This is a genomic window from Streptomyces sp. NPDC056883, assembly GCF_042788835.1.
Classification (GTDB): Bacteria; Actinomycetota; Actinomycetes; order Streptomycetales; family Streptomycetaceae; genus Streptomyces; species Streptomyces stoeckheimensis.
Genome location: NZ_JBHUBS010000001.1, coordinates 788350 through 810101 on the forward strand (window position 1 = coordinate 788350; position 21752 = coordinate 810101).

Sequence of the window (21752 nt, forward strand, 5' to 3'; positions counted from 1 at the left end):
TGGAGAAGAGAAAGGGCCCCCCCGACCGGGGCGGGAGAGGGGGGGGGGTGGGACGGGGACGCCCCCCCCCCCCGCGGCGTGTCAGCGGGTACCGCCCTGCGCAGCGATCCGATGGCGTACCGCCACGACGAGCGCCGCCGTGGCGAGGACGGCCGCACCGCCCAGCCGCAGGATCACGTCGTAGGCCTCCTCGGGCGAGCGCTGCGGCGTCATCGCCGAGATCCCCGCGGCCGTACTGGCCAGCGCGATCGCACCTCCGGTGACCAGGAACGTCAGGAGCACCCCCGATGCCTCCCCGGCCCTGGCCGGAGCGACGAGCTGCTGCGTCGCCACGCTGGCGTAGGTCCAGCCCAGCCCGAGGCCCAGGCCGCACCACGCGAACACCGGTACGTACAGCCACCAGGCGGTGACCTGGGTCAGCGCGTACATCCCCGTGCCCGCGACGAGCCCGGCCAGTGCCATCACCGTCGTCGGCCGCATGTGCCGTCCCAGCCGCGCCCCCAGCGGCCCGCTGAGCGCCACGAGCAGGGCCGGGGCCAGGAAGACCGTGCCGGCCAGGAGCGGTGAGAGCCCCCGTACGCCCTGGAGGTAGAGGGTGGCGAGGAAGACGGTGACTCCGTAGCCCATGTTCGTGAGCGTGCCCATCCCGGTGACCAGGACGTACGGGACGTCGCGGAAGAGCCCCAGATCCACCAGCGGGTGCCGGGCCAGCCGCTCCCGTACCAGGAACAGCCCGCCGCTCACCACCGCCACCGCGAAGCCGAGGAAGACCCGGGCGCTGCTCCACCCCCAGGCGTCACCGCGCTCCACGGTCAGGGTGAGGGCGGCCAGCGCACCGACGATCAGGGCGCAGCCGAGCACGTCGAGCTCGCGCGGCGCCGCCGCATCGCGCGAGTCCGGTACGTACGCGAGGGCGGTGAGCAGCGAGAGCAGGCTCAGCGGCGCCATCAGCCAGAAGATCCAGCGCCAGCCGGGCCCCTCGGTGAACCCGCCGCCCACGAAGGGGCCGATCGCGGTGCCGATGTTGGCGACGCCGAACACGCCGCCCAAGGCCTTGGCGCGGGACTCCTCGGGAAAGGTGTTGGTCATCACCGACACGGCCACCGGGAAGACGAACGCCGCGCCCACCCCCTGGGCGATCCGGGCCACGACCAGCGGACCGAGGCCGGGAGCCAGGGCGCAGCCCACGGTTCCCGCGGTGAACAGGGCGATTCCGGCCAGCAGTGTGCCCCGCCGGCCGAAGACGTCGCCCACCCGGCCGCCGATGATGAAGAAGCAGCCGATGGCGAGCATGTACGCGGACAAGGTCCACTGCGCCGCCGACACGGTGACGCCGAGCTCCGCCGCGATACCGGGGATGGCGAGGTTGAGCGCGAAGAAGTCGAGCTGGATGCAGAACAGGGCGACGGCGACCGCAATGAAGGCCCCTTTCCGCGCCGTCGCGGATGCTTCTCCGCGCATGAGGAGCGTTCCTCCCTGCGGTCTGCGGTCTGCGGTCTGCGGTCTGCGGTCCGCCGTCCGACGTCCGCCGTCGGGTCGTCGGGCGTCCGCCGTCAGCGGGGTGCCACGGCTCCGGAGTCCGGGGACTGCCGGAGTCCTGACGCGTCGACCGCCTCGAAGTCCGAACCCTTGAAGCCCTTGAGCGCGCCCAGCTGGTCGTTGTCCCAGCCGGGGTTCTCCTCGCCGGTGAGGTACCAGGCCGAGCCGTTGTCGGCGACGATGGCCCCGTACTTCTTGAGCGCCTCGGCGACGGCCAGGGCCTGCGGGCCCAGGCCCGAGGTGTCCACCGAGCTCTTGAGCCGCAGCCGCAGTCCCATGGGCGGCAGCGAGTCGTCCGCCGCGGCACCCGCCTGGTGCCGTGCCGGCCAGACGTAGCTCTGATCCGTGCGGGGCACGGTCATCCGGATCGCGTGGTCGACCAGCCCGCCCGCGGCCTCGTCGTAGCGGACGAGCCCGGGCAGGATGGCGAGGCCGGCGGCATCGGCCGAGGTCCAGTCGGCGGGCCGCAGCGCGTGGCTCCGCAGGTCGAAGACCGCGCCCGAGCCGGCGTGCCAGGCGTCGTCGCCCTGCTGCGTCGCGTTCCAGAGCTCGTAGGACTTGCACAGGGCGCGGTCCCAGACGACGACGTGACGGTCCCCGGTGCTCGCCGGACCGTTCTCGATCCGGGCGTCCTGCGGGATCCGGTACCCGGACGGATCGCTCTCCTCGGCGATGTCCAGCGTGACCTTCGATTCCGGCACCGCCGTGTCCGAGACGGTGATCGGGATGCCGAACGGCTGACCGTCCACGAGCCCCGCCCCGAAGTCCGGGTGCAGGGGCTGCGCGGCACCGATCGAGGCGACGTACCGGGCCGAGTCCGGGTGGACGGGAAGCGTGTCCACGGGGGCGTGCCAGAAGCTGTCCGGCGGAGCCGTCCGGCAGGAACCGTCCTGCGGACCGGCGGCGACCAGACAGGTGGCGGCAACGGCGGAGACGACGGTGGCGACCACGGGCATCCGACGCCGACGTCTTGGGCGGATTGCGGCTCCGTGTTTCGTTGCCATGGCCTCACCTCGCAGTGGACCCTTCCAGCCTAGGCAGGTTCCGGCCCCGGTGCGCTGTCGCTCGCTCGGGGGACCCCGTGTGCGGAGCTCCCGGCGGAGCGGGCGGCAGCCGGGGCGCGGGCGGCGCGCGTCGCGCTCCTGGCGCCCCGCGCGTGCTCCCGGTTGCCCATTGTGGCCCAGAAAACGTTCTGCGTTCAATGAGATGGGCCGCGACCGAGCGCCCACTCCGCAGAACACCGCCACCCGGGAGCACGACGCATGCCAGGAACGCGGACGCACGAAGCCGACCACACCGACGGCCGTGGCGGACACGCCCCGCCGGAACGCCTGCCCCGCCCGAAGGTCCCCTGCCCGGGCGGGGCCGATTTCGACGTACGCTCAGCGGAGTTCATGAACCGGTTCGGCCTGGGCGGAGGGCCTGAGCGCAGCGCGCGGATGACCGCGGGCCTGAACCGGATCGCGGTGCGGATCGCCCCCTACGCCGACCCGTTCGCGGCCCAGTTGCTCAGCGACCTCGCCGTGTGGGTGTTCGCCTTCGACGACCACTGCGACGAGGATGTCCCGAGCCTCACCCCGACGGAGATGCTCACGATGGTCGCGCGCCTCCAGCGGACGATCGAGGCCCCCGGGGTTCCCCTCGGCGAAGACCCCTTCGGCCTGGCCCTGCGCGACATCCGGCTCCGCGTGGAGGCGATCGCGACCCCGGTGCAGGTCAGGAGATGGGTCGACGCGATGCGCGGCTACTTCCTCGCCGAGGCCGGCGCCGGCGCCGGCGCTGCCCCGACGGGGCCGGGAAGTCCACAGGACGTGAGCGACTACCTGCTCACCCGCCTGCACTCGGGAGCCGCCCTGGCCGTTCCCGTGCTCCTGGACGCGGTCGGGGCCGCGCTGCCCGCACCCCTGTGGGAGGATCCCCGGATCCGCGCGCTGACCGAGATGGCGGCGGGCATCGTCGTGCTCGACACCGACATCCACTCCTTCGCGAAGGAGAACCAACGCGGCAGCCGCAGCGGCAACTTGATCGCCCTCCTGGACGGCCCGCACAGACCCGGACCCGGGCAGGGCCTACAAGCCGCCTCCGAGCTGCGGGACTTGATCATGCGTCGGTTCCTGCACCTGGGGGAGCAGACCGCGAAGGCCCCGGCGGACCCGCGGATCCAGCGGTATCTGGACGTGCTCACCCAGTACGTCCGCGGCGTACGGGACTGGTGCGCGGCGACCTCCCGCTACCACTCCGGGCAACCGGGCGGCGCCCGCCACCAGCCCCGAGGAGCCGGAGCCGGGTACGGCCCACCGGACGACATCCCCCTCACACCCCCGCCGATCGCATCGATCGCGTGGTGGTGGGCGGTCGACGGCGCCCCGCCGGCGTCTCCCTGAGTCCTCAACCCCCGCTGCCGCGCCAGATGTTGTCGAAGGCCGCATTCTCGATGGCCCGGCGTTGCCGTACGCCCGCCAGCTCCACCAACGCGTCGTTGACGGCGGCCAGGACCGTCGCGACGGCGTCGTCGGCCACGTCCGGAGCGTCCGCGCCCCGGTCGCCGCCGCCCTCGAGCGCCTCCGCCAGGAGCACGAGCACGGGTTCCTTCGACCGCCACCGCTCCTCGGCCTGCCGTCGGGCAGCCGAATCGGCCGGCACCAGCTCACCGGCCCGGAGGGAGAACCCGCGGCGGCGTCGGCGTACGAGCTGTCCCTCCTCCTCGAGCACGGCCTGATAGCTCGCGGACAGCCCGAGCCCCCTGCGCCACAGCCAGTCGGCGACGGACTCGTAGGGCTCCTCGCGGACGAGCGAGGCCGCTGCCGCCTCCAGCAGGGGGTCACCCGGCGCCGCCTGCTCGCCGGGCACGATGTGATCGCCGTCCAGCCCGATGGCCCGAGCGGCGAGGAGGTCGACCACCTCGGCCCCCGCGAGTGCGAGCGACAGGTCACCCTGTTCGACGGCCCGACCGGACTCCGGGTCCATGGCAATGATCAACAAGTCCCGCGGTGTGGTCATCAAGGGTTCCTCTCAACCGTGCAGGCAGGGCGCCGGCCCATTGTCGATCACCTTGACCATCCGCGGGCGACCTCGACCCCGTCCGTTCGCAAGACGTCACATTCTCTTCCCCTACGGAAGCAGCTCGAGGGTGATGTGCGGGGCCAGGGCGCGCAGGAAGTCGGGCGCGTCGAAGATCTCGCCCGCGGAGGCGACGCCGACCGTGCGGGTGCGACCGGTCAGGACCCGGTCCAGGGCCTCCACGACGAGGGGGGCCGTGACGGCGTAGATGTCCTGCCCGCGGGCCACGGCGCGGCGTTCGGCGCCGCCCGAGCGGACGACCGCGTCGACGAGGAAGGTCTGGTCGGACCGTCCGCTGTCGTCGGTCGCCGTCGGCGCCGGCGTGTCGGGGGCCGCGATGTCGCGGACCGCCTCGACCGTCATGTACGTGGTCACGTCCGGGATCGACAGGTGGCTGGGCACGGTCACCACGTCGGCCATCGTGAACTCCCCGATCACCTGCCGGGCCCCCATCGGCTCGGGGAACCGCCATTCGAGGGTCGGCGCGGCGTCGGTGCGGTACTCCCACTGCCCGCCCGCGTACCGCATGCGCCGCTCACCGCGCCGCTCCCGCGAGACCGCGCCCGACAGCCTGGTTCCGGCGGTCGGCTGCCAGCTGCTCAGGGCGTACGCGATGTGCGCCTCCTCGGCCTCGGTCCAGTCGCCCATCGCCGCGGTGGCCAGCAGGTCGCCGAGGCCGCCGAAGAAGGCCATCGCCGGCACGATCACCGCCCCGGCTTCCCGCGCCCGGTCGGCGAAGTGCGCGAAGGTGTCGATGTTGGCCTCGAGCTCGGCGGCCACGTCCAGGTACGGGATCCCGGCCCGCAGGGCCGCCTCGATCACGGGGCCGGTCGTCGAGGCGAAGGGCCCCGCGGCGTTGATCACGGCAGCCGTGCCCGCCAGCGCCCGGTCCAGCGCGTCGGGATCGCCCACCGTCGCAGGCCGGGCCTCCAGGCCGGTCTCGTACGCCAGCGCCTTCAGCTTCTCTCCGTCGCGGCCCGAGAGCACCGGCACGAACCCGCGCTCCACCAGCTCCGCCACCACGAACCGCCCGGTGTGCCCGTACGCCCCGAACACCGCCACCGTCTGACCTGATCCCATGGTCCCGCTCCCCGTCGTTCGCCCGTACCCGGATGACCCGCCGCGGGCCCTTCAGGCCCGCCGCGCTCTGTCATGAACATCCTGTCGCGGAACTCCACCCGGAGACCACTGTCTGGAACGACATGACCCGTACACTTCCGGACATGACCACCGTCGCGCTGGCCGTCACCGACGGCATGCTGCACTTCGAGCTGTCCCTGGCCTGCGAGGTCTTCGGCTCCGACCTGACCCACCTCGTGGACCCCTGGTACGACTTCTCGCTCTGCGGACCGGGCGCCGTACGGATCGACCGCTTCAGCCTGGAACCCGACCACGGACTCGACCACCTCGCGGGAGCGGACACCGTGATCGTCCCCGGCTGGGCCGACGTCGACCGGGACCCGCCGGCCGAGCTGATCGACGCGGTACGCGCGGCCCACCGAGCCGGCGCGCGCGTGGCCTCCCTGTGCACGGGCGCCTTCGTCCTGGCCGCCGCCGGCCTGCTGGACGGCAAGCGCGCGACCACGCACTGGGCGCACACCGACGAACTGGCCAGGCGCCACCCCCTCGTCACCGTGGACCCCGATGTCCTCTACGTGGACAACGGCAGCGTGCTGACCTCCGCCGGCAAGGCCGCCGCCATGGACCTGTGCCTGCACCTCGTGCGCCTCGACCACGGCTCCGCCGTCGCCAACAAGATCGCCCGCCGCCTGGTCGTGGCGCCGCACCGCGACGGCGGCCAGTCCCAGTTCGTCACCACCCCCGTGCCCGCCCCCGGCAACCACCCGCTCGCCGACCTCTTCCCCTGGGCGCTGCAACGGCTCGACGAGCCGCTCACCGTGGAAGACCTGGCCCGCCGGGCCCGGATGAGCTCACGTCACCTGGGCCGCCACTTCAAATCGGTGACCGGCACCACCCCGTTGCAGTGGCTGCTCACCCAGCGCATCCGCCGGGCGCAGGAGCTGCTGGAGACCACCGGCGACACGGTCGACACCATCGCGACGGCCACCGGCATGGGCACCGCCACCACTCTGCGCCGCCACTTCGCCCGCACGGTGGGCGTCCCGCCGGACGCCTACCGTCGCACCTTCCGCTCCCGGACCGCTACGGACCGCCCCGGTCCGTACGACGGCGCAGGGGGATCCCGTCACGTATCCGATCACATCGATCGATTGCGATCATGAGATTCCGGCAGCACCGTTGACGCGGCCGAAAAACCCTCCCTAGATTCGCCGCATGGCGACCCCCGAGGCCCTTCCAGCGGCTTCCGCACCCCGTTCCCCGGCACCTTCCGACTGGTGGCGGAGCGCCGCGATCTACCAGATCTACCCGCGCAGTTTCGCGGACGGCAACGGCGACGGGATCGGTGACCTGGCCGGGATCCGTGCGCGCCTTCCGTACCTGCGGCGGCTCGGCGTGGACGCGGTGTGGATCAGCCCGTGGTACCCGTCCCCGATGGCCGACGGCGGGTACGACATCGCCGACTACCGGGACATCGACCCGATGTTCGGCACCCTGGCGGAGGCCGAGGCGCTGCTGTCCGAGGCGCACGACGCGGGCATCCGGGTCATCGTCGACATCGTTCCCAACCACTGCTCCGACCGGCACCCCTGGTTCCGCGCGGCCGTCGAGGCCGGCCCCGGCTCGCCCGAACGTGCGCGCTTCTGGTTCCGCCCCGGTCGCGGAGAGCAGGGCGAACTGCCGCCCAACAACTGGCAGTCCGCCTTCGGCGGCCCGGGCTGGCGGCAGGTGACCGAGGCCGACGGCACGCCCGGCGAGTGGTACCTGCACCGGTTCGCCCCCGAACAGCCCGACTTCAACTGGGAAAACCCCGAGGTCCGCGCGGAGTTCGAGTCGATCCTGAGGTTCTGGCTCGACCGGGGCGTGGACGGCTTCCGCATCGACGTCGCCGACAACCTCGTCAAGGACCCGGAACTACCCGACCACGAGGGCGGGCCCAGCCCCTGGGCCGACCAGGACGGCGTCCACGACATCTACCGCGCCTGGCACAAGGTCCTCGACTCCTACGCCCACGAACCGATCTTCGTGGGCGAGGTGTGGACCTCCGACCCGGAGCGCTTCGCCCGGTACCTGCGCCCCGACGAACTGCACACGGCCTTCAACTTCCCCTTCCTCCAGAGCCCCTGGGACGCGACGGCGCTGCGCACGGTCATCGATTCCACGCGCGCCGAGCACGCCCCGGTCGGCGCCGCCGCCACCTGGGTCCTCTCGAACCACGACACCACCCGCCACGTCACCCGCTACGGGCGCCCCGACACCTCGTACGCGCTCGACGGCCGCCGCGTGCACGGCGTCCCCGCCGACCTCGGCCTCGGGCGGCGCCGGGCCCGGGCCGCGGCCCTGCTGACGATGGCCCTGCCCGGCTGCATCTACGTCTACCAGGGCGACGAGCTGGGCCTCGAGGAGATCGAGGACATCCCGCCGGCGCTCCGCCAGGACCCGGCGTTCTTCCAGAGCGGAGGCGAGGACCTCGGCCGGGACGGCTGCCGGGTACCCCTCCCGTGGGGGGACGAGGCACCGGACGCGAGGAGCTGGCTGCCCCGGCCGGCCGAGTGGGAGGCCCGGAGCGTGCGCGCGCAGAACGCGGACCCGGACTCGATGCTCGGCTTCTACCGCCGGGCACTGGCGCTGCGGTCCGCCCAACCGGCCCTGCTCGACGGCGCATTCACCTGGCTGCCCGCCCTGCCGGGCGTACTCGCCTTCGCCCGGACCGTCGCCGGGTCCTCCGTGCGCTGCCTGGTGAACCTCTCGGACGGCCCGGTTCCGCTGCCGGAGAACACCGAAGTCCTGATCGCGAGCGGCCCCGTGGAGAACGGCGCCCTGCCCCGGGACACCGCGGTCTGGCTGAGCTGAAGGAGCGGTCGTGCCGGCTCGTTGCGCCGCTACGGGGACGGCGGGCCGGGCCGCCCGTCCGCGTTCCGGTACCCGCCCGTACGGGCCGCCCTGCGCGGCAGGGTGACGGCCGCCAGCGGCAGGGCGAAGCCCAGGACGCAGATCGCGACCACGAAGGACGCCGAGGTCGCGGCGACGGTGATGACGCCGGCCTCGTCGGCGGAGTTCTCGTTCACCGCCAGAGCGACGGCCCCCGCCGCCGCGAGCCCCACCGCTCCGCCCAGCTGCCGGATGCACTGGCGCAGGACGGAGGCGTCCGCCCTCTTGTCCGGGGGGACCACGCGCATGAGTTCGGCGCTCAGGGCGGGGACCGGCAGGCCCATCCCGAACCCCGCCAGGAGCATCGCGGGGACCTGCCACGGGTACGCGAGCGACGGCAGGACGGCCGTCCAGGCCACCGCGCCGACGGTGGCCGCCGTCAGGCCGAGCAGGACGGGCACCCGGACCGAGCGGTAGCGGTCCAGCAGGTACCCGGAGAGGAAGGTTCCCGCCGCGGAAGCCACGACGAGGGGAAGCAGGGCGGTCCCGGTGGCGAGGAGCGAGAAGCCCATGCTCCGGCGCAGGTACACCGTGCCGTGCACCAGCACGATCAGCTGGGGTCCCTGCACCAGGAAGGTGAGCGCCACGGCCGCGGCGTACGGCCGGATGCCCAGGAGCCGCAGGTCGAGAAGGGGCCGGCGGGACCTCAGGACGAGCCGCACCGCCACGAGCATCGCCCCGGCGCCGATGGCGAGCGCGGTGAGCGTCCTGACGTCGGTGAAACCCCAGACACCGCACTGGTAGAGCCCGAGGATGAGCACCACCAGGGAGAAGATCACCAGGAGGGGCTGCACCACGGACAGCGAGCCGACCCCCGCCCGGTTGCCCAGCCGCGCCCGCGAGATCATCCACAGACACGCGGCGCCGACGGGCAGGTTGACGAGGAAGACGGACCGCCAGCCGAAGAGTTGCGAGAGGACCGCGCCCACGATCGGGCCCAGGACGAGGAAGAGCTGTGCCAGACCGGCGTAGACGGCCAGGGCCCTGCCCCGGGACCGCTCCTCGTAGACGTCCGTGATCACGGACGTGGCCACCGGCGTCATCAGCGCGCCGCCGACGCCCTGCACGGCCCTGACCGCGATCAGGTACGGCTCGGCTGCGTCGCCCGCCGGGGCGAGCGCGCAGAGCCCCGACGCGAGGGCGAAGAGGGCGGTGCCGGCCCGGAAGGTGGTCAGCCGGCCGATCCTGCGGGCCAGCATGCCTCCGACCGGCACGAACGCGGCCAGTGCGAGGACGTAGACGAGCACCACGCCGTGCATCATGAAGGTGGTGAGCCCGAGGCTGCGCGCCATCGGATCGAGGGCGACCGCGACGATGGTCTGGTCGAGTCCGACCATTCCCGCGGCGCACCCCACGGCCGCGACGACGTAGCGCCTGCGGGGCGGAGGCGGACCTTCAGGCGGAGGCCGCAGTTGCGGAGTCGACTCCTGCTCCCGACGGGTCGAGCACCCCCGGAACACGGGGTGGGGCGGGCTGCGGGCCTGGTCCCCGGGCGGTCGGCGGATCGCGCGGCCAGGTTCCCGCGCCCGCCCAGTATGGGACGGATGCGGCCGATCCGGCGCGGACCGGGGCACCGGGCGTGGCGGCAGGGCCGATACCGGGCCGGTCCGTTCCGCTCCCTACGACCAGATGCCGCCGAGCAGGAGCCGCAGTTGGCCGGCGAGCCGGGTGGCGTCGATCGCTTCGGCGGAGGTCAGCGCGAGGCGCGCGAAGTGTTCCGCGGAGGCGACCAGCGCGTGGGCGAGGACCTCGGGGTCCGGTGCGGGCCCTGCCGTGGCCGGGGGCGCGGACTCGATCCATGCGGCGACCCGGCGACGGAACCGCTCCCGGTCGGCTTCGATGCGCGCGTGGACGGCCGAGGGAGTGGTCGCGGGAGTCAGCAGGATCAGGCGCCAGGTGTCCGGGTCCTCGCGCAGCATGGCCGCCATCCGGTGGACCGCCTCGCAGGCGAAGTCGACCGGGTCGTGGGTGCGGAGGGTGTCGGGAACGCTCGCGAGCAGGCGGGTGAACGCACGCTCCTGCTGCCGGTCGAGGAGGGTGAGCAGCAGGTCGTCGAGGTCCTCGAAGGCCCCGTAGACCACGGAGCGGGCGACCTGCGCCCGCTTGGCGATCGCGTCGATCGACACCCGGCCGTAGCCGTCGCTCACGATCACGGCGAGGGCGGCGTCGAGCAGTTGCTCGCGGCGTTCGGCGATCGGGACGCGCGGAGCGTAGGGGCGCCGCCTGCGCGGCCTGTCGGTGGGAGACGTCGGTGTCGACACCTTGGCATCTTACGACAGTCGTGTCTTAATTTAAGACAGTCCTGTCTTATTGGTTGCCGGGGGAGCGGTACGCACCCGCTGCCAGGAACACGAGGGAGCGGCCTGATGGCCCGACTGAACGGCAAAGAGGTCGAACCGCACGCGGACTACGGGTTCTTCGGTCCCGGATCGGTGGTCTGGAAGGTGTGGAGCTACCCGACGGCGCCCACGGTGGGCTTCCAGCGCTCCGTGGTCGTGGAGGAGCTCGACCCGCCGCTGGTGGCCGCGGTCCACGGCACCCAGGGCATCTACGAGCGCACCCGCACCCGCTACGACCGCACGCTGCGCTACTTCGCCATGGTGGCCTTCGCCGGCTCGGACCAGGTGTGCAAGGCGGCGGACGTCCTGGTCAAGGTCCACTCGAAGGCCATCGGCCACCTGCCCTACGGAGAGGGCACCTACGACGCCAACGACCCCGCCTCGCAGCTGTGGATCCAGCTCACCGGCTGGCACTCGATCCTCTACGCCTACGAGAAGTACGGGCCCGGCAAGCTCACCGCCGAGGAGGAGAAGGAGTACTGGGAGTCCTGCGCCCTCGCCGCGGAGTTCCAGACCTGCTCGCCCGACGACGTCCCGCGCGACCGGGCCGGCATCCGGGCGTACTTCGAGCGCATGCGCCCGCAGCTGGAGGCCAGCCCGATCGCCCGGCAGGCCATGAACCACCTCCTGAACACCGACCTGGTCCTCCCGGCGACCGCGTGGTGGATGAAGCCCGCCCGGACGGTCGTGGCGCGGACGCACCGGATCGCCACCGTCGCCACCATGCCGCGCTGGATGCGGGAGATGGCGCAGATCCGGCAGTCGCGCCTCCTGGACGTGCTCGTCGTCCCGGTCATGCGGATCTCCTTCGCGCTCGCCCACCTCAGCCCCCGGGTCGAACTGTTCCTGCTGGGGATGCTCTCCCCCTCCACGGTCAAGGTGGTCGCGCCCGTCAAGCTCGGCGTTCCTCCCCGCACCAAGGAGGTCCTCACCCCCGAACAGGCCCGTACCCGGCACGGCTACGCGAAGCCCGCCGAGGCGCACGCCGAGTTCAGGGCGCGCCAGGCGGTACGCGTCTTCGGCGACGGGAAGCCCCCGAGCGACCAGGGACTCATCGAATCCCAGGAGGTGCTCGGCCCGCTGGCCTGACGCGCCGGCCCCGGCCGGGTCAGTGGCGCGCGTCCTGCTCGTCCTGCTCGTCGAGGGGGAGGCCCAGCCCGTCGGCAAGGGCGGCGAGGGTCGTTCCCAGGGGGAGTGCGACCCGGGTGACGGCGTGGCGGTCGCCGCGGGTGGGGTCCCGGTTGACGATCAGTACGGGCTTCCCGGCCTGCGCCGCCTGACGGACGAACCGGAGCCCGGACATCACCGTCAGGGAGGAGCCCAGGACCAGCAGCGAGGTGGCCGCGTCGACCAGTTCGCGGCAGTGTCCGACCCGCTCCGGCGGCACGCTCTCGCCGAAGAACACCACGTCCGGTTTGAGGATGCCGCCGCACGGCGCGCAGGGCGCCGGGCGGAAGTCGCGGACCTGGTCGTCGGTGAGGTCGGCGTCGCCGTCCGGGTTCAGCGCGGCGGGCGTGGGCTCGAAGCCCCTGTTGGCCTCCTCCAGCCGACGGGCGAGTTCCTGCCGGGTGCTGAGGGCGCCGCAGGAGAGGCAGACGACCCGGTTCAGGCTTCCGTGGAGTTCCACCACCCCCTCGCTGCCGGCGGCCTGGTGCAGCCCGTCGACGTTCTGGGTGATCACGCTCGCCAGGATCCCGGCTCGCCCGAAGGCCGCGACGGCCCGGTGTCCGGCGTTGGGCGCGGCGCGCCCGAACGTGCGCCAGCCGAGGTGGCCGCGCGCCCAGTACCGGCGCCGGGCCTGAGCGCTGGCGGTGAACTCCTGGTAGGTCATGGGCGTGTGCCTGCGCAGGCTGCCGCGCTCGCCCCGGTAGTCGGGGATGCCCGACTCCGTGGACATCCCGGCCCCGCTGAGCACCAGCACCCCGCCGGCCCGCAGCGCGTCGGCGACCGGCCCCGGGTCCGTGGTGCCGGGCGGCAGGTCCGCGGTCGGGGTCCAGCTCAAGGTGGGACGCGTACGCATGCCGCCAGCGTACGGAAGCCCCGAAGCTGCTGCCCCGATGCCCTTGCCGCACAGGGAATAACAGTGTTATTTTCTCATCACGAGGTTTTTTCACGAGTGCAGCGGGGGTTGTCATGGACAGCATGCACGTCACGATCCTGGACGACGGCAGGGAAACCGTCGTGGCCGCGCAGGCGGGCCCGGCGGGCCGTGTCCTCCTGGCCCCCGAGGCGGTCGAAGAGGCCCTCGGCTGGGTCCGCAAGCCGCACGGATGGTGCCGGGGCGACCTGTGCGTGCCCGTCTCCGCCGCCGCCCGGGCCGAACACGACGGCCTGCTCGACCCGGTGGCGTTCGCCGGGATCCTCGACCGCCCGGTCGCGACCGACGCCGGGGTGATCGCCCTCGGAGTCTCCGCGCAGGAGCGCTCGCAGGCCCTCGCCGGCGCCACCGCCCCCGACTTCACCCTCCCCGACGTCGCCGGCGTGCCGCACTCGCTGAGCGACCTGCGCGGTCGCAAGGTCGCCCTGGTCTTCTGGGGCTCGTGGTGCGGCTGCCGCTACGACCTCCCCGAATGGGAGCGCCGCCACGCCGCACTCGCCGAGCACGGATTCAGCGTCCTCAGCGTCGCCGTGGACCGCCGCGCCGCGGACGCCGCGCCGTGGATCGCCGAGGCCGCGGTGACCCACCCCGCGCTGATCGACGTCGACGGCGTCGTGTCCGACCTCTACGACGTCCTGAACGTCCCGACCGTCCTGTGGATCGACGAGGAGGGGAAGGTGGCCCGTCCGAACGACACGCAGTTCGCGACCGACCTGTTCCGCGAACTGTCCGGCCTGGACTCCGGCGCGGCGCTGGCCGCACTCGACCGCTGGGTCCTCACCGGCGACAGCGGGCTGTCCGAGGAGGACGTCGCCCGGCACACCCGCCGTGCCACCGCCACCCAGCAGTCGGCCCGTACCGAAGCGGCCCTGGCCCTGTGGCTCCACCGGGACGGCCGCGCGACGGAAGCCGAAGCGCACTTCGCACGCGCCGAGCAGCTCGCCCCGGAGGACCTGACGATCTGGCGCGGGACCATGCCCCTGCGCGGCCTGGACCCGATGGGCGACGAGTACTTCGCCAAGCGCACCGCGCTCACCGAAGCGGGCATCCCGATCTACCGCCCCCTCGGTGACTGGCAGCCGGCATGAGCGGCGACCTCTACACCCGCACCCAGGCCCAAGGTCAGGAAGCGCTCCGCGCCGCCCTCCTCGACCTGGCCGCCCAGCTCCTCGCTGCAGAGGGCGCGGCCGCCCTGACCATGCGCCGCATCGCCACCGCGGCCGGCTGCTCGACCACGGTCCTCTACCGCCACTTCGGCGCGAAGGACGGCATCGCCGAGGCCCTGTACCAGGAGGGCTTCGCCCGCCTGCGCCGCAGCCTGGAGGCCGTCCCCCCGTCCGCCGACCCGCCCACCCACCTGGCTGATCTGGGCCGGGCCTACCGCGTGAACGCCCTGACCGAACGCAACCTCTACCAGGTCATGTTCGCCGGCCTCATCCCCGGTTTCACCCCCACTCCCGAGGCCCGCGCGATCGCCGCCGCCAGCCTGGAAGTGCTCCGCGAAGCCGTACGGGCCTGCGTGGCGGCCGGCGTCTTCCGCCCGGACGTGGACGTCGACGAGGTCACGGACATCATCTGGGCGGCCGCCCACGGCTCGATCACCCTGGAGCTCGCGGGCCACTTCACGGCCGAGACGGCGGAGCACCGCTACCGGACCCTCACCAGGGCTGCGGTGGACGCATTCGTGCAGGTACCCGGAGCGTGACGGCTGCCCGTCCGCCGCGGGATCCCGCCATGCCCGCATCCCGGGCGTCCTGGTACGCGTACCGTGGCGGTACGACCCGCCGGGAGGAACAGCCGATGAGCGCGCAGCCCGACCACGCCACCGTCACGCCGTACGCCCCCGCTCCGGGAGCCCCGGCCGAACTCCTCGGCCGGCTCCGTGCCGACCGCCGGGCCCCGCAGTGGGTGCCGGCCTTCGAGCGGGAGTGGACCGCCGCTCTGGAGGAGTCCCGCGCCACCTTCTCCCTCGCCGTGCTGTACGAGACCCTCCAGGTCTGGCAGGCCCGCCTCGCCTCCGCCCCGGAGGTCGACGCGTTCGTCGCATCCGGCTACGACGACAGCGCCTTCGTGGAGACGGCCGTACCGCGGAGCAGGCGCCGGTGACCGGACAGCCGTACGCGATCCGGTTCTCCGGGCCGGCCGCAAAGGTTCTCGACAGCCTGCCCGAGGACGCCGAGAACGCGGTCTGGGACGTCCTGGACGCCGCCGTGGCCGACCCCTGGGGGTTCCGCCAGTGGAACCCGGACGACCCCGAAGGGCGGGACGTGCGACTGGCCTCCGTCGGCCGGCTGTCGCTCACCTACTGGATCAACCGGCCCCTGCACCGGCTGTCCGTGCTGAACATCCTGTGGCTCGGCTGAAGGCCCGCGCGCGGGGCGCGTTTCAGACCACTGGAGGGTTGAGGCGGGCGAAGCCCTCCTGCCGGTGGTACGGGAAGTAGGGGTAGGGGGCCGTCCGGCTGCTCGCCGCGTCCAGCTTCGCCATCTGCTCCGCGGTGAGCGTCCAGCCCACGGCGCCGAGGTTCTGCCGCAGTTGCTCCTCGTTGCGGGCGCCGATGATGACGGAGGACACGGTCGGCCGCTGGAGCAGCCAGCGCAGGGCGATCTGGGGGACTGCCCTGCCGGTCTCCCCGGCGACCTCGTCCAGGGCGTCGACCACGCGGTAGAGGTACTCCTCCTCGACCGGCGGGCCGTAGTCGGCGGTGTCGTGCAGCCTGCTTCCGGCCGGCAGCGGCTGACCGCGGCGGATCCGGCCCGTGAGCCGGCCCCAGCCGAGCGGGCTCCAGACGATCGCGCCCATCCCCTGGTCGAGTCCGAGGGGCATGAGCTCCCATTCGTAGTCGCGGCCGACGAGGGAGTAGTGGACCTGATGGGCGGCGTAGCGCGGGCGGCCGTGCCGGTCGGCCGCGGCGAGGGACTTCATCGCCTGCCATCCGGAGAAGTTGGAGATGCCGGTGTAGCGGATCTTTCCGGCCCGGACCAGGTCGTCCAGGGTGGACAGCACCTCCTCGACGGGAGTGCCGGCGTCGAAGGCGTGCAGCTGGAAGAGGTCGATGTGGTCGGTGTCCAGGCGGCGCAGCGCGTCGTCGACGGACGTGATCAGACGGGACCGTGAGGTCCCCGCCCCGTCCGGGCCGTCGCCCATGGGCAGACCGGCCTTGGTGGAGATGAGCACCTGGTCCCGGCGCCCCTTGAGGGCGGCTCCCAGGACCTCCTCCGAGGCGCCGGCGGAGTAGACGTCGGCGGTGTCGAACATCGTGACCCCGGCGTCGATGCAGATGTCCACGAGGCGGCGCGCCTGCTGCACGCCGGTGTCGCCCCAGGCACCGAAGAGCGGCCCCTGCCCGCCGAAGGTGCCCGCTCCGAAGCTCAGTTCCGGCACCAGAAGCCCGGACGTCCCCAGCCGCCTGTACTCCATGACGCATCCCCTCATCACCCGCAACTCCATCTAATGGGGCTGCGGTTCCGTTAAGATGGCCCGAGCGTATCAAGTCCTGTCGCTTAAGGGAACTGGAGTCCCGTTATGGAGTTCGCCGCAGTAGAGCCGGACCGGGTGGCCGGCCCGGCCGGACCGGGGTCCGGGCCGGGGAGCGCGCGGCCCGGAGGGCGTACGGCGCGGGTGCGGGAAGCGGTGCTCCGGGCCGCCGAGGACGTCCTGGCCGAGCGGGGTTTCGCGCACCTGGACCTCGCCGACATCGCGCGGCGCGCCGACGTCGGGAAGACGACGGTCTACCGCCGCTGGGGCACCGTCGCCGGCCTCGTGGCCGACGTGCTGCTGGACATGGCGCAACAGTCCGTACCGCGGGCGGAGACGGGCTCGCTCCTCGGGGACCTGACGGCCAACGCCCGGCTGGTGTGCCGCACTCTGGCCGACCCGCGGCAAGGGGCCCTGTTCAAGGCGGTGATCGCGGCGGCCACCTGCGACCCGAAGGCGGCCGAATCCCTGCACGGCTTCTACGCCGTGCGCGTGGAGGAGTGGGCGCAGTGCGTCCGGGAGGCCGTGGCCCGTGGAGAGGTGCCCGGGGGTACCGACCCGCACGAGGTGATCCGCGCGGTGTCCGCCCCCCTCTACTACCGCCTCCTGACCACGACCCTCCCGCTCGACGATGCCGCGGCCGACCGCGCGGCGGCCGCAGCGGCGGCGGCCGCGCGCGCCGGAGCGTACGTACGGGAGGTGTAGCGGCTGCTCCTGCGAGGGTGGGCGTGAGGGCGGGCGCGAGGGTGGGCGCCGCGGTCCGGGTGCAGGTTATGGGTAGATTGCCGGATGCAGGGAAACTGCTCGACAACAGCGCACGGGCGCATAGAGTCCCAGCTCAGGAAGCCGGTGCCCGCGGCTGCGGGAACGAACCGGGGAACGTGGGGTCCGGCCGTCCTCGACGGCGCTCGGTCACAATGAAGTGCTGGGCGGTGCGGTGGCCGAGAACGGAGAAGATCTGATGAGCGGGGCCGACGAGGGACGGCAGTGGCCGGACGAGATCAGCGTCGACAACGCGAGGACGACGCTCCTGCAACTCCTCGCGCGAGCAGGGGTCCCTTCCGATGACGCGCGCGAACTGATCGGCCTGCTGGAGGCGGGAGCGCTGGCGCTCGCGTACGAGGAACTGGGCGGCGGGGACCGGAGTGCGCCGGGGGACAAGGGCGAGCCGTACGACTCGGGGTGGCTCGACGGAGCCGGGGACGTGCTGGCGGAGCTGGGCGCCGTCACCGAGCGGACGCTGCTCCGGGTGGTCAGCCCGGAGGGGGACGAGGAGGCGGCCGGCCAACGCCCGCGGGCCAGGCGCATGGAGGTGGAGCGGACACAGGTGGCGCTGACGCCCCTGTACCTGTCGTTCGCCGACGTCTCCGAACTGGATCCGGAGGCGACCGAGGAGGTGCTCACCGCCGTCCTCGCCACGATGAGCCCGCGGCAGCGGGCCCGGTACGCCGGGCGGCTGACGGAGTTCACCGAGGAGCACCGGGCCCGGCTGGGGCGGCTGTTCGCGACGTTCGGAGCGGGCAGCGCCATCACGGTGCACGGCCGCTTCTCGCTCGTCCACTCCGCCACGAGCATCGCCGTACTCGAACGGCTCGCCGCCGAGCCGCAGGCGCTGCGCGAGGAGTGGGACGCGGCGGAACTGCCGCCCGCGTGGCTGGACGGGCTGACGACGGCCTGGGACGCCGCGGCCTGAGGCCCGTCCGATCGTCGAGGCCCGCCCCCGGCGGATCGTTTCGACCGGCCCTGGACCCTTGGCCCTTGCCCCTTGATCCGCTCCCTTGACCCGGTCCGGCCGTTCGATCAAGATCCCCGCATGACCCTTCCCGGACTGCCCCGCGAAGACCGCGCGTCGAGCCCCTACACCGGCTACACCCGCGCGCATTGGGAGGCGGTGGCCGACGGACTGCTGCGCGCGGCCTGGCGGTGGGCCACGCCGCGCGGGGCCCTGCTCGACCTGCCCGGACGGCCGTCGGCCTCGGGCGTACGCTCCGACGGGCTCGAAGGCTACGCACGCACCTTCCTCGCCGCGGCGTTCCGGGTGTCGGGGGCCGGGGGAGCGGACCCGTACGGCTGGCTGGAGCGGTACGCGGACGGGCTGGCGGCGGGAACCCGGACGCCGGGCCGCGACGATGCGGAGTCCTGGCCGGTCATCCGCGACGTCCACGCGGGCGGCCAGCCGATGGTCGAGTCGGCGTCGGTGGCCCTCGGGCTCCGGCTGACCCGGCCGTGGCTGTGGGACCGCCTCGACGGCGCGGTGCGGGACCGCACCGAGGAGTGGCTGCGCGGAGCCCTGCGGCACGTGCCCAGCCCCAACAACTGGTACCTCTTCCCGTACACCGTGGCCGGCTTCCTGGAATCCGTGGGCCGCGGCGACGCCGAGACGGCCAGGGCCCGCAGCCGGGCCCTCGACCTCCTGGAGGGCTGGTACGGCGGCCAGGGCTGGTACGCGGACGGCGACGGCAGGGCCTTCGACCACTACAACGGCTGGGCGCTGCACCTGTATCCGGTGCTCGACGCCCACCTCGACACCCGACTCGACGGCCCCCTCCCCGCCGTGCCGGACGGGCCGGCCCCGCACGGTGACCGCCTGCGGGCCCATCTGGACAGCTTCTCCCTCCTCTTCGGGGCGGACGGGGCGCCGATCCACTTCGGGCGCTCCCTCACCTACCGCTTCGCCGCCGCATCCGCCGTCGGCCTCGGCGCGGTCACCGGCCACACCCCGCTCACCCCCGGCACCTCGCGCCGTCTGATCAGCGGATCCCTGCGCTACTTCCTGGACCGGGGCGCCGTCGGCGCCGACGGCCTGCTGGGCCTCGGCTGGCACGGCCCGCACGGGGCGACCCTGCAACGCTATTCGGGTCCGGCCTCGCCGTACTGGGCCTCCAAGGCCTTCGTCTGCCTGCTCGCCCCGGCGACGCACCCGCTGTGGACGGAGACGGAGCAGCCCGCGCCCAGCGAGGGTCCCGACCAGGTGCTCGCCCTGGCCGCGCCCGGGTTGCTCGTCCAGAGCACCCGCGCCGACGGGATCGTACGACTGCACAACCACGGCAGCGACCACGTCGGGCCGGACCAGCCGGAAGCGGCCCGAGACGAGGACCCGCTCTACTCCCGCCAGGCCTACTCCACCCGCAGCGGCCCCACCGCGAGCGCCAACACCCCGGACAACCACCTCGCCGTGGTCGTTGCGGGCGCCCGCAGCGTCCGGCGGCGCATCCACCCGCTGGGGACCGGTCAGGGCAGCGGCTGGGGCTGGGCCGCCTCCTGGCACCGGCCGGTGTTCCCGGGCGGCCCGCCCACCGTCCCGGGCCTGCGCGTGGAGAGCGTCACCTTCGTCCGCGGCCGGCACGAGCTGCGCGTGCACCGGGTGTACGGAGCCCCGTACGGAGCCCGCGTGGAACAGACGGGCTGGGCCACGGGACCCGAGGAGCCGCTGCGTTCCGAGCTCCACCCGGTGCACGGCTGGGAGGCTCGCGACGAGGCGAGGGCGCCGGCCGGGACCGCCTTCACGCGGTGGGCGAGCGTGCCCCGCCTGACGGCCGAGGGCGGTGGAACGCGCCTCTACGCGGCGCTGGTCGCGCTCACCGGCGAAACCGGTCCGGAGCCGATGAGCGAGTCGATGAGTGAGGCGGGCAGCGAGGTGGTCACCGGGGTGACGGCGGACCAAGGTTCCATCGAGGTGCGATGGGCGGAGGACGGGTCATTGACCCGGATCGCCTTCGAGCCCCTCCGCGTGGAGCACCTGCCGCCCGCCGCCGCCGGGTAGCGGGCGCGGGCCCCGTCCCACTCCGCGTGCCGAGGTCACTGGTCCTGGATGCGCCGGAAGGGCCGGTCCGCCTCCAGCTCGAACGCGATCTCCAGCAGCTTGCGCTCACCGCCGGGGCGCGCGGCGAACATGACGCCGACGGGCAGGCCGTCCGGCGTCGCGCCGGCGGAGGGCAGGGAGATCGACGGCGTGCCGACGACGTTGTCGACCGGCGTGAACGCCACGTACGCGAGGATCCGCTGGATCAGCTTCGCGTAGGGAACGGTCGGGCTGAGGTGGCCGATCGGCGGCGTGGTGTGGGCGAGCACCGGCGACATCACGAGGTCGAGCCCGCGGAAGGACGCCGCGTAGGCCTCCTTCGTACGCTTCAGCCGGCGCAGTACGCCGGGAGTACGCCGCCAGTTCCGCAGGTACTCCTCGCGCAGCCCCCGGCTGAGGCCGTCCATGCGGCGCCGGTCGAAGTCCGCGCCGAGGGTCCGGCCCGTGACGCCGAGGAGGAAGGACAGCATCCCCCAGTAGGTGAGGAAGTCGTCGGTGAAGCTCGGATCCATGCCCAGTTCCACCGGCTCCACCGTGTGTCCGAGCCGTTCGAGCGTCGCCACGGTCTCCGTGACCGCCGCCCGGGTGGAGGCGTCGGAGTGCACACCGTTCGGCGAGTCCAGGACGAACCCGATGCGCAACCGTCGCGCCGAGGGTCCTTCGACCAGACCCACGGGCGGCAGTCCGGGACTCCGCAGGTACGTCTCCGCGGCGGCGAGGAACGCGGCGGCGTCCCGCACGGAACGGCTCACGACTCCGTCGGAGATGATGTCGAGCGGCAGTTGGCGGCCCAGGGCACTCGCCACGACCCGTCCACGGCTCGGCTTCAGGCCGACGAGCCCGCAGCAGGCCGCGGGTATCCGGATCGAGCCACCGCCGTCGTTGGCGTGCGCGATCGGCACGGCACCGGCAGCCACCAGGGCCGCGCTGCCGCCCGAGGAACCGCCCGCCGAGTAGTCCGTGTGCCACGGGTTGCGCACCGGCTCCGCACCGTCGTACTCGGTGGTCGGGCTGAACCCGAATTCGGGCAGCCGCGTCTTGCCCAGGACCGTGACGCCGCTGCTCAGGAGCTGCCGGGTGAACGGCGCGTGCTGCTTGGCGGCCCTCGGACGGAAGGAGGCGCTGCCGTGGCCCGTCGGCAGGCCTTGGTAGTCGGTGTTGTCCTTGACGAAGGTCGGCACCCCGGCGAAGGCGCCGCCCGTCCCGGCGGTGTGGGCCGGGCCCTCGGCGTGCACCTGGACCGCACCCAGTCGTGCGTCGACCGCCCGCACCCGCGCGCGGGCGTCCCGGGCGGCCTCGGCGGGGGAGACCTCGCCCCGCCGGATCGCCGCCGCGAGACCGACGGCGTCGTGCTCTCCCAGGGCGTCGTCCCGGAACGCGTGCACGATCGTCGGTCCGTCGAAAGTCGTCACCGCTGCCTCAGCCT

The 21752-nt window shown here is 73.3% G+C and carries 20 protein-coding genes; 11 read left to right on the forward strand and 9 right to left on the reverse strand.

All coding sequences use genetic code 11. The annotated features are described in order from the left end of the window. Nucleotides 1-81: 81 nt before the first annotated feature. Together ACFRU2_RS03760 and ACFRU2_RS03765 are read right to left on the reverse strand one after the other, a co-directional pair. The gene (locus ACFRU2_RS03760) at nucleotides 82-1461 is read right to left on the reverse strand and encodes an MFS transporter (RefSeq protein WP_382967179.1); all 1380 of its coding nucleotides are present in this window, start codon (nucleotides 1459-1461) and stop codon (nucleotides 82-84) included. Nucleotides 1462-1553: 92 nt separating this feature from the next. Continuing rightward, nucleotides 1554-2495 (reverse strand): hypothetical protein, encoded by a 942-nt coding sequence (locus tag ACFRU2_RS03765; RefSeq protein WP_382967181.1) that lies wholly within the window; start codon nucleotides 2493-2495, stop codon nucleotides 1554-1556. A gap of 306 nt (nucleotides 2496-2801) precedes the next feature. Between ACFRU2_RS03765 and ACFRU2_RS03770 the strand changes: the two genes are divergently transcribed. Next, nucleotides 2802-3923: a hypothetical protein gene (locus ACFRU2_RS03770; RefSeq protein WP_382967183.1), complete on the forward strand. Its 1122-nt coding sequence runs from the start codon at nucleotides 2802-2804 to the stop codon at nucleotides 3921-3923. Nucleotides 3924-3927: 4 nt separating this feature from the next. Here ACFRU2_RS03770 and ACFRU2_RS03775 read toward each other — a convergent pair whose 3' ends face one another. Both ACFRU2_RS03775 and ACFRU2_RS03780 read right to left on the reverse strand, forming a co-directional pair. Beyond that, nucleotides 3928-4539 carry a GPP34 family phosphoprotein gene (locus ACFRU2_RS03775; RefSeq protein ID WP_382967184.1) on the reverse strand — a complete coding sequence of 204 codons (612 nt, stop codon included), beginning with the start codon at nucleotides 4537-4539 and terminating at the stop codon, nucleotides 3928-3930. 111 nt (nucleotides 4540-4650) lie between these two features. Next, nucleotides 4651-5679, reverse strand: coding sequence for a saccharopine dehydrogenase family protein (locus tag ACFRU2_RS03780; RefSeq protein WP_382967186.1), 1029 nt, complete (start codon nucleotides 5677-5679; stop codon nucleotides 4651-4653). Nucleotides 5680-5822: 143 nt separating this feature from the next. On the opposite strand from ACFRU2_RS03780, the gene ACFRU2_RS03785 reads away from it, so the two are divergent. Next, the gene (locus ACFRU2_RS03785) at nucleotides 5823-6842 is read left to right on the forward strand and encodes a helix-turn-helix domain-containing protein (RefSeq protein ID WP_382967188.1); all 1020 of its coding nucleotides are present in this window, start codon (nucleotides 5823-5825) and stop codon (nucleotides 6840-6842) included. Nucleotides 6843-6894: 52 nt separating this feature from the next. Beyond that, nucleotides 6895-8532 (forward strand): glycoside hydrolase family 13 protein, encoded by a 1638-nt coding sequence (locus ACFRU2_RS03790; RefSeq protein ID WP_382967190.1) that lies wholly within the window; start codon nucleotides 6895-6897, stop codon nucleotides 8530-8532. Nucleotides 8533-8561: 29 nt separating this feature from the next. Here ACFRU2_RS03790 and ACFRU2_RS03795 read toward each other — a convergent pair whose 3' ends face one another. Together ACFRU2_RS03795 and ACFRU2_RS03800 are read right to left on the reverse strand one after the other, a co-directional pair. Continuing rightward, nucleotides 8562-9947, reverse strand: a complete 1386-nt coding sequence (locus ACFRU2_RS03795; RefSeq protein ID WP_382967192.1) for an MFS transporter — start codon at nucleotides 9945-9947, stop codon at nucleotides 8562-8564. Between the two features lie 282 nt (nucleotides 9948-10229). Further along, entirely contained in the window at nucleotides 10230-10871 is a 642-nt protein-coding gene (locus ACFRU2_RS03800) for a TetR/AcrR family transcriptional regulator (protein WP_382967193.1), read from the reverse strand. A 105-nt stretch (nucleotides 10872-10976) separates the two neighbouring features. Between ACFRU2_RS03800 and ACFRU2_RS03805 the strand changes: the two genes are divergently transcribed. Next, entirely contained in the window at nucleotides 10977-12038 is a 1062-nt protein-coding gene (locus ACFRU2_RS03805; RefSeq protein WP_382967195.1) for an oxygenase MpaB family protein, read from the forward strand. A 19-nt stretch (nucleotides 12039-12057) separates the two neighbouring features. Here ACFRU2_RS03805 and ACFRU2_RS03810 read toward each other — a convergent pair whose 3' ends face one another. Further along, the gene (locus ACFRU2_RS03810; RefSeq protein ID WP_382967197.1) at nucleotides 12058-12969 is read right to left on the reverse strand and encodes an NAD-dependent protein deacetylase; all 912 of its coding nucleotides are present in this window, start codon (nucleotides 12967-12969) and stop codon (nucleotides 12058-12060) included. A 113-nt stretch (nucleotides 12970-13082) separates the two neighbouring features. Between ACFRU2_RS03810 and ACFRU2_RS03815 the strand changes: the two genes are divergently transcribed. The 4 genes from ACFRU2_RS03815 to ACFRU2_RS03830 all read left to right on the forward strand — a co-directional run bounded on the left by ACFRU2_RS03815 (nucleotide 13083) and on the right by ACFRU2_RS03830 (nucleotide 15410). Continuing rightward, nucleotides 13083-14135, forward strand: coding sequence for a redoxin domain-containing protein (locus ACFRU2_RS03815; protein WP_382967199.1), 1053 nt, complete (start codon nucleotides 13083-13085; stop codon nucleotides 14133-14135). Beyond that, nucleotides 14132-14752, forward strand: a complete 621-nt coding sequence (locus ACFRU2_RS03820) for a TetR/AcrR family transcriptional regulator (RefSeq protein ID WP_382967201.1) — start codon at nucleotides 14132-14134, stop codon at nucleotides 14750-14752. The genes ACFRU2_RS03815 and ACFRU2_RS03820 overlap by 4 nt, the downstream gene beginning before the upstream one ends. Before the next feature lie 95 nt (nucleotides 14753-14847). Next, nucleotides 14848-15153 carry a DUF6247 family protein gene (locus ACFRU2_RS03825; protein ID WP_382967838.1) on the forward strand — a complete coding sequence of 102 codons (306 nt, stop codon included), beginning with the start codon at nucleotides 14848-14850 and terminating at the stop codon, nucleotides 15151-15153. Beyond that, entirely contained in the window at nucleotides 15150-15410 is a 261-nt protein-coding gene (locus tag ACFRU2_RS03830; protein ID WP_382967203.1) for a hypothetical protein, read from the forward strand. Before ACFRU2_RS03825 ends, ACFRU2_RS03830 begins: the two co-directional genes overlap by 4 nt. A gap of 22 nt (nucleotides 15411-15432) precedes the next feature. Here the strand turns inward: ACFRU2_RS03830 and ACFRU2_RS03835 are convergent, their stop codons facing one another. After that, nucleotides 15433-16467 (reverse strand): aldo/keto reductase, encoded by a 1035-nt coding sequence (locus ACFRU2_RS03835; protein WP_382967205.1) that lies wholly within the window; start codon nucleotides 16465-16467, stop codon nucleotides 15433-15435. Between the two features lie 105 nt (nucleotides 16468-16572). Here ACFRU2_RS03835 and ACFRU2_RS03840 point away from each other — a divergent pair, with 105 nt between their 5' ends. The 3 genes from ACFRU2_RS03840 (at nucleotide 16573) to ACFRU2_RS03850 (ending at nucleotide 20287) form a co-directional block, all read left to right on the forward strand. Further along, nucleotides 16573-17229, forward strand: coding sequence for a TetR/AcrR family transcriptional regulator (locus ACFRU2_RS03840; protein WP_382967207.1), 657 nt, complete (start codon nucleotides 16573-16575; stop codon nucleotides 17227-17229). Between the two features lie 256 nt (nucleotides 17230-17485). Then, on the forward strand, nucleotides 17486-18217 hold the full coding sequence (locus ACFRU2_RS03845; RefSeq protein ID WP_382967209.1) for a hypothetical protein: 732 nt from the start codon (nucleotides 17486-17488) through the stop codon (nucleotides 18215-18217). 120 nt (nucleotides 18218-18337) lie between these two features. Further along, nucleotides 18338-20287, forward strand: coding sequence for a DUF2264 domain-containing protein (locus tag ACFRU2_RS03850; protein WP_382967211.1), 1950 nt, complete (start codon nucleotides 18338-18340; stop codon nucleotides 20285-20287). A 35-nt stretch (nucleotides 20288-20322) separates the two neighbouring features. Here ACFRU2_RS03850 and ACFRU2_RS03855 read toward each other — a convergent pair whose 3' ends face one another. Beyond that, on the reverse strand, nucleotides 20323-21738 hold the full coding sequence (locus ACFRU2_RS03855; protein WP_382967213.1) for an amidase: 1416 nt from the start codon (nucleotides 21736-21738) through the stop codon (nucleotides 20323-20325). Nucleotides 21739-21752: the final 14 nt, after the last annotated feature.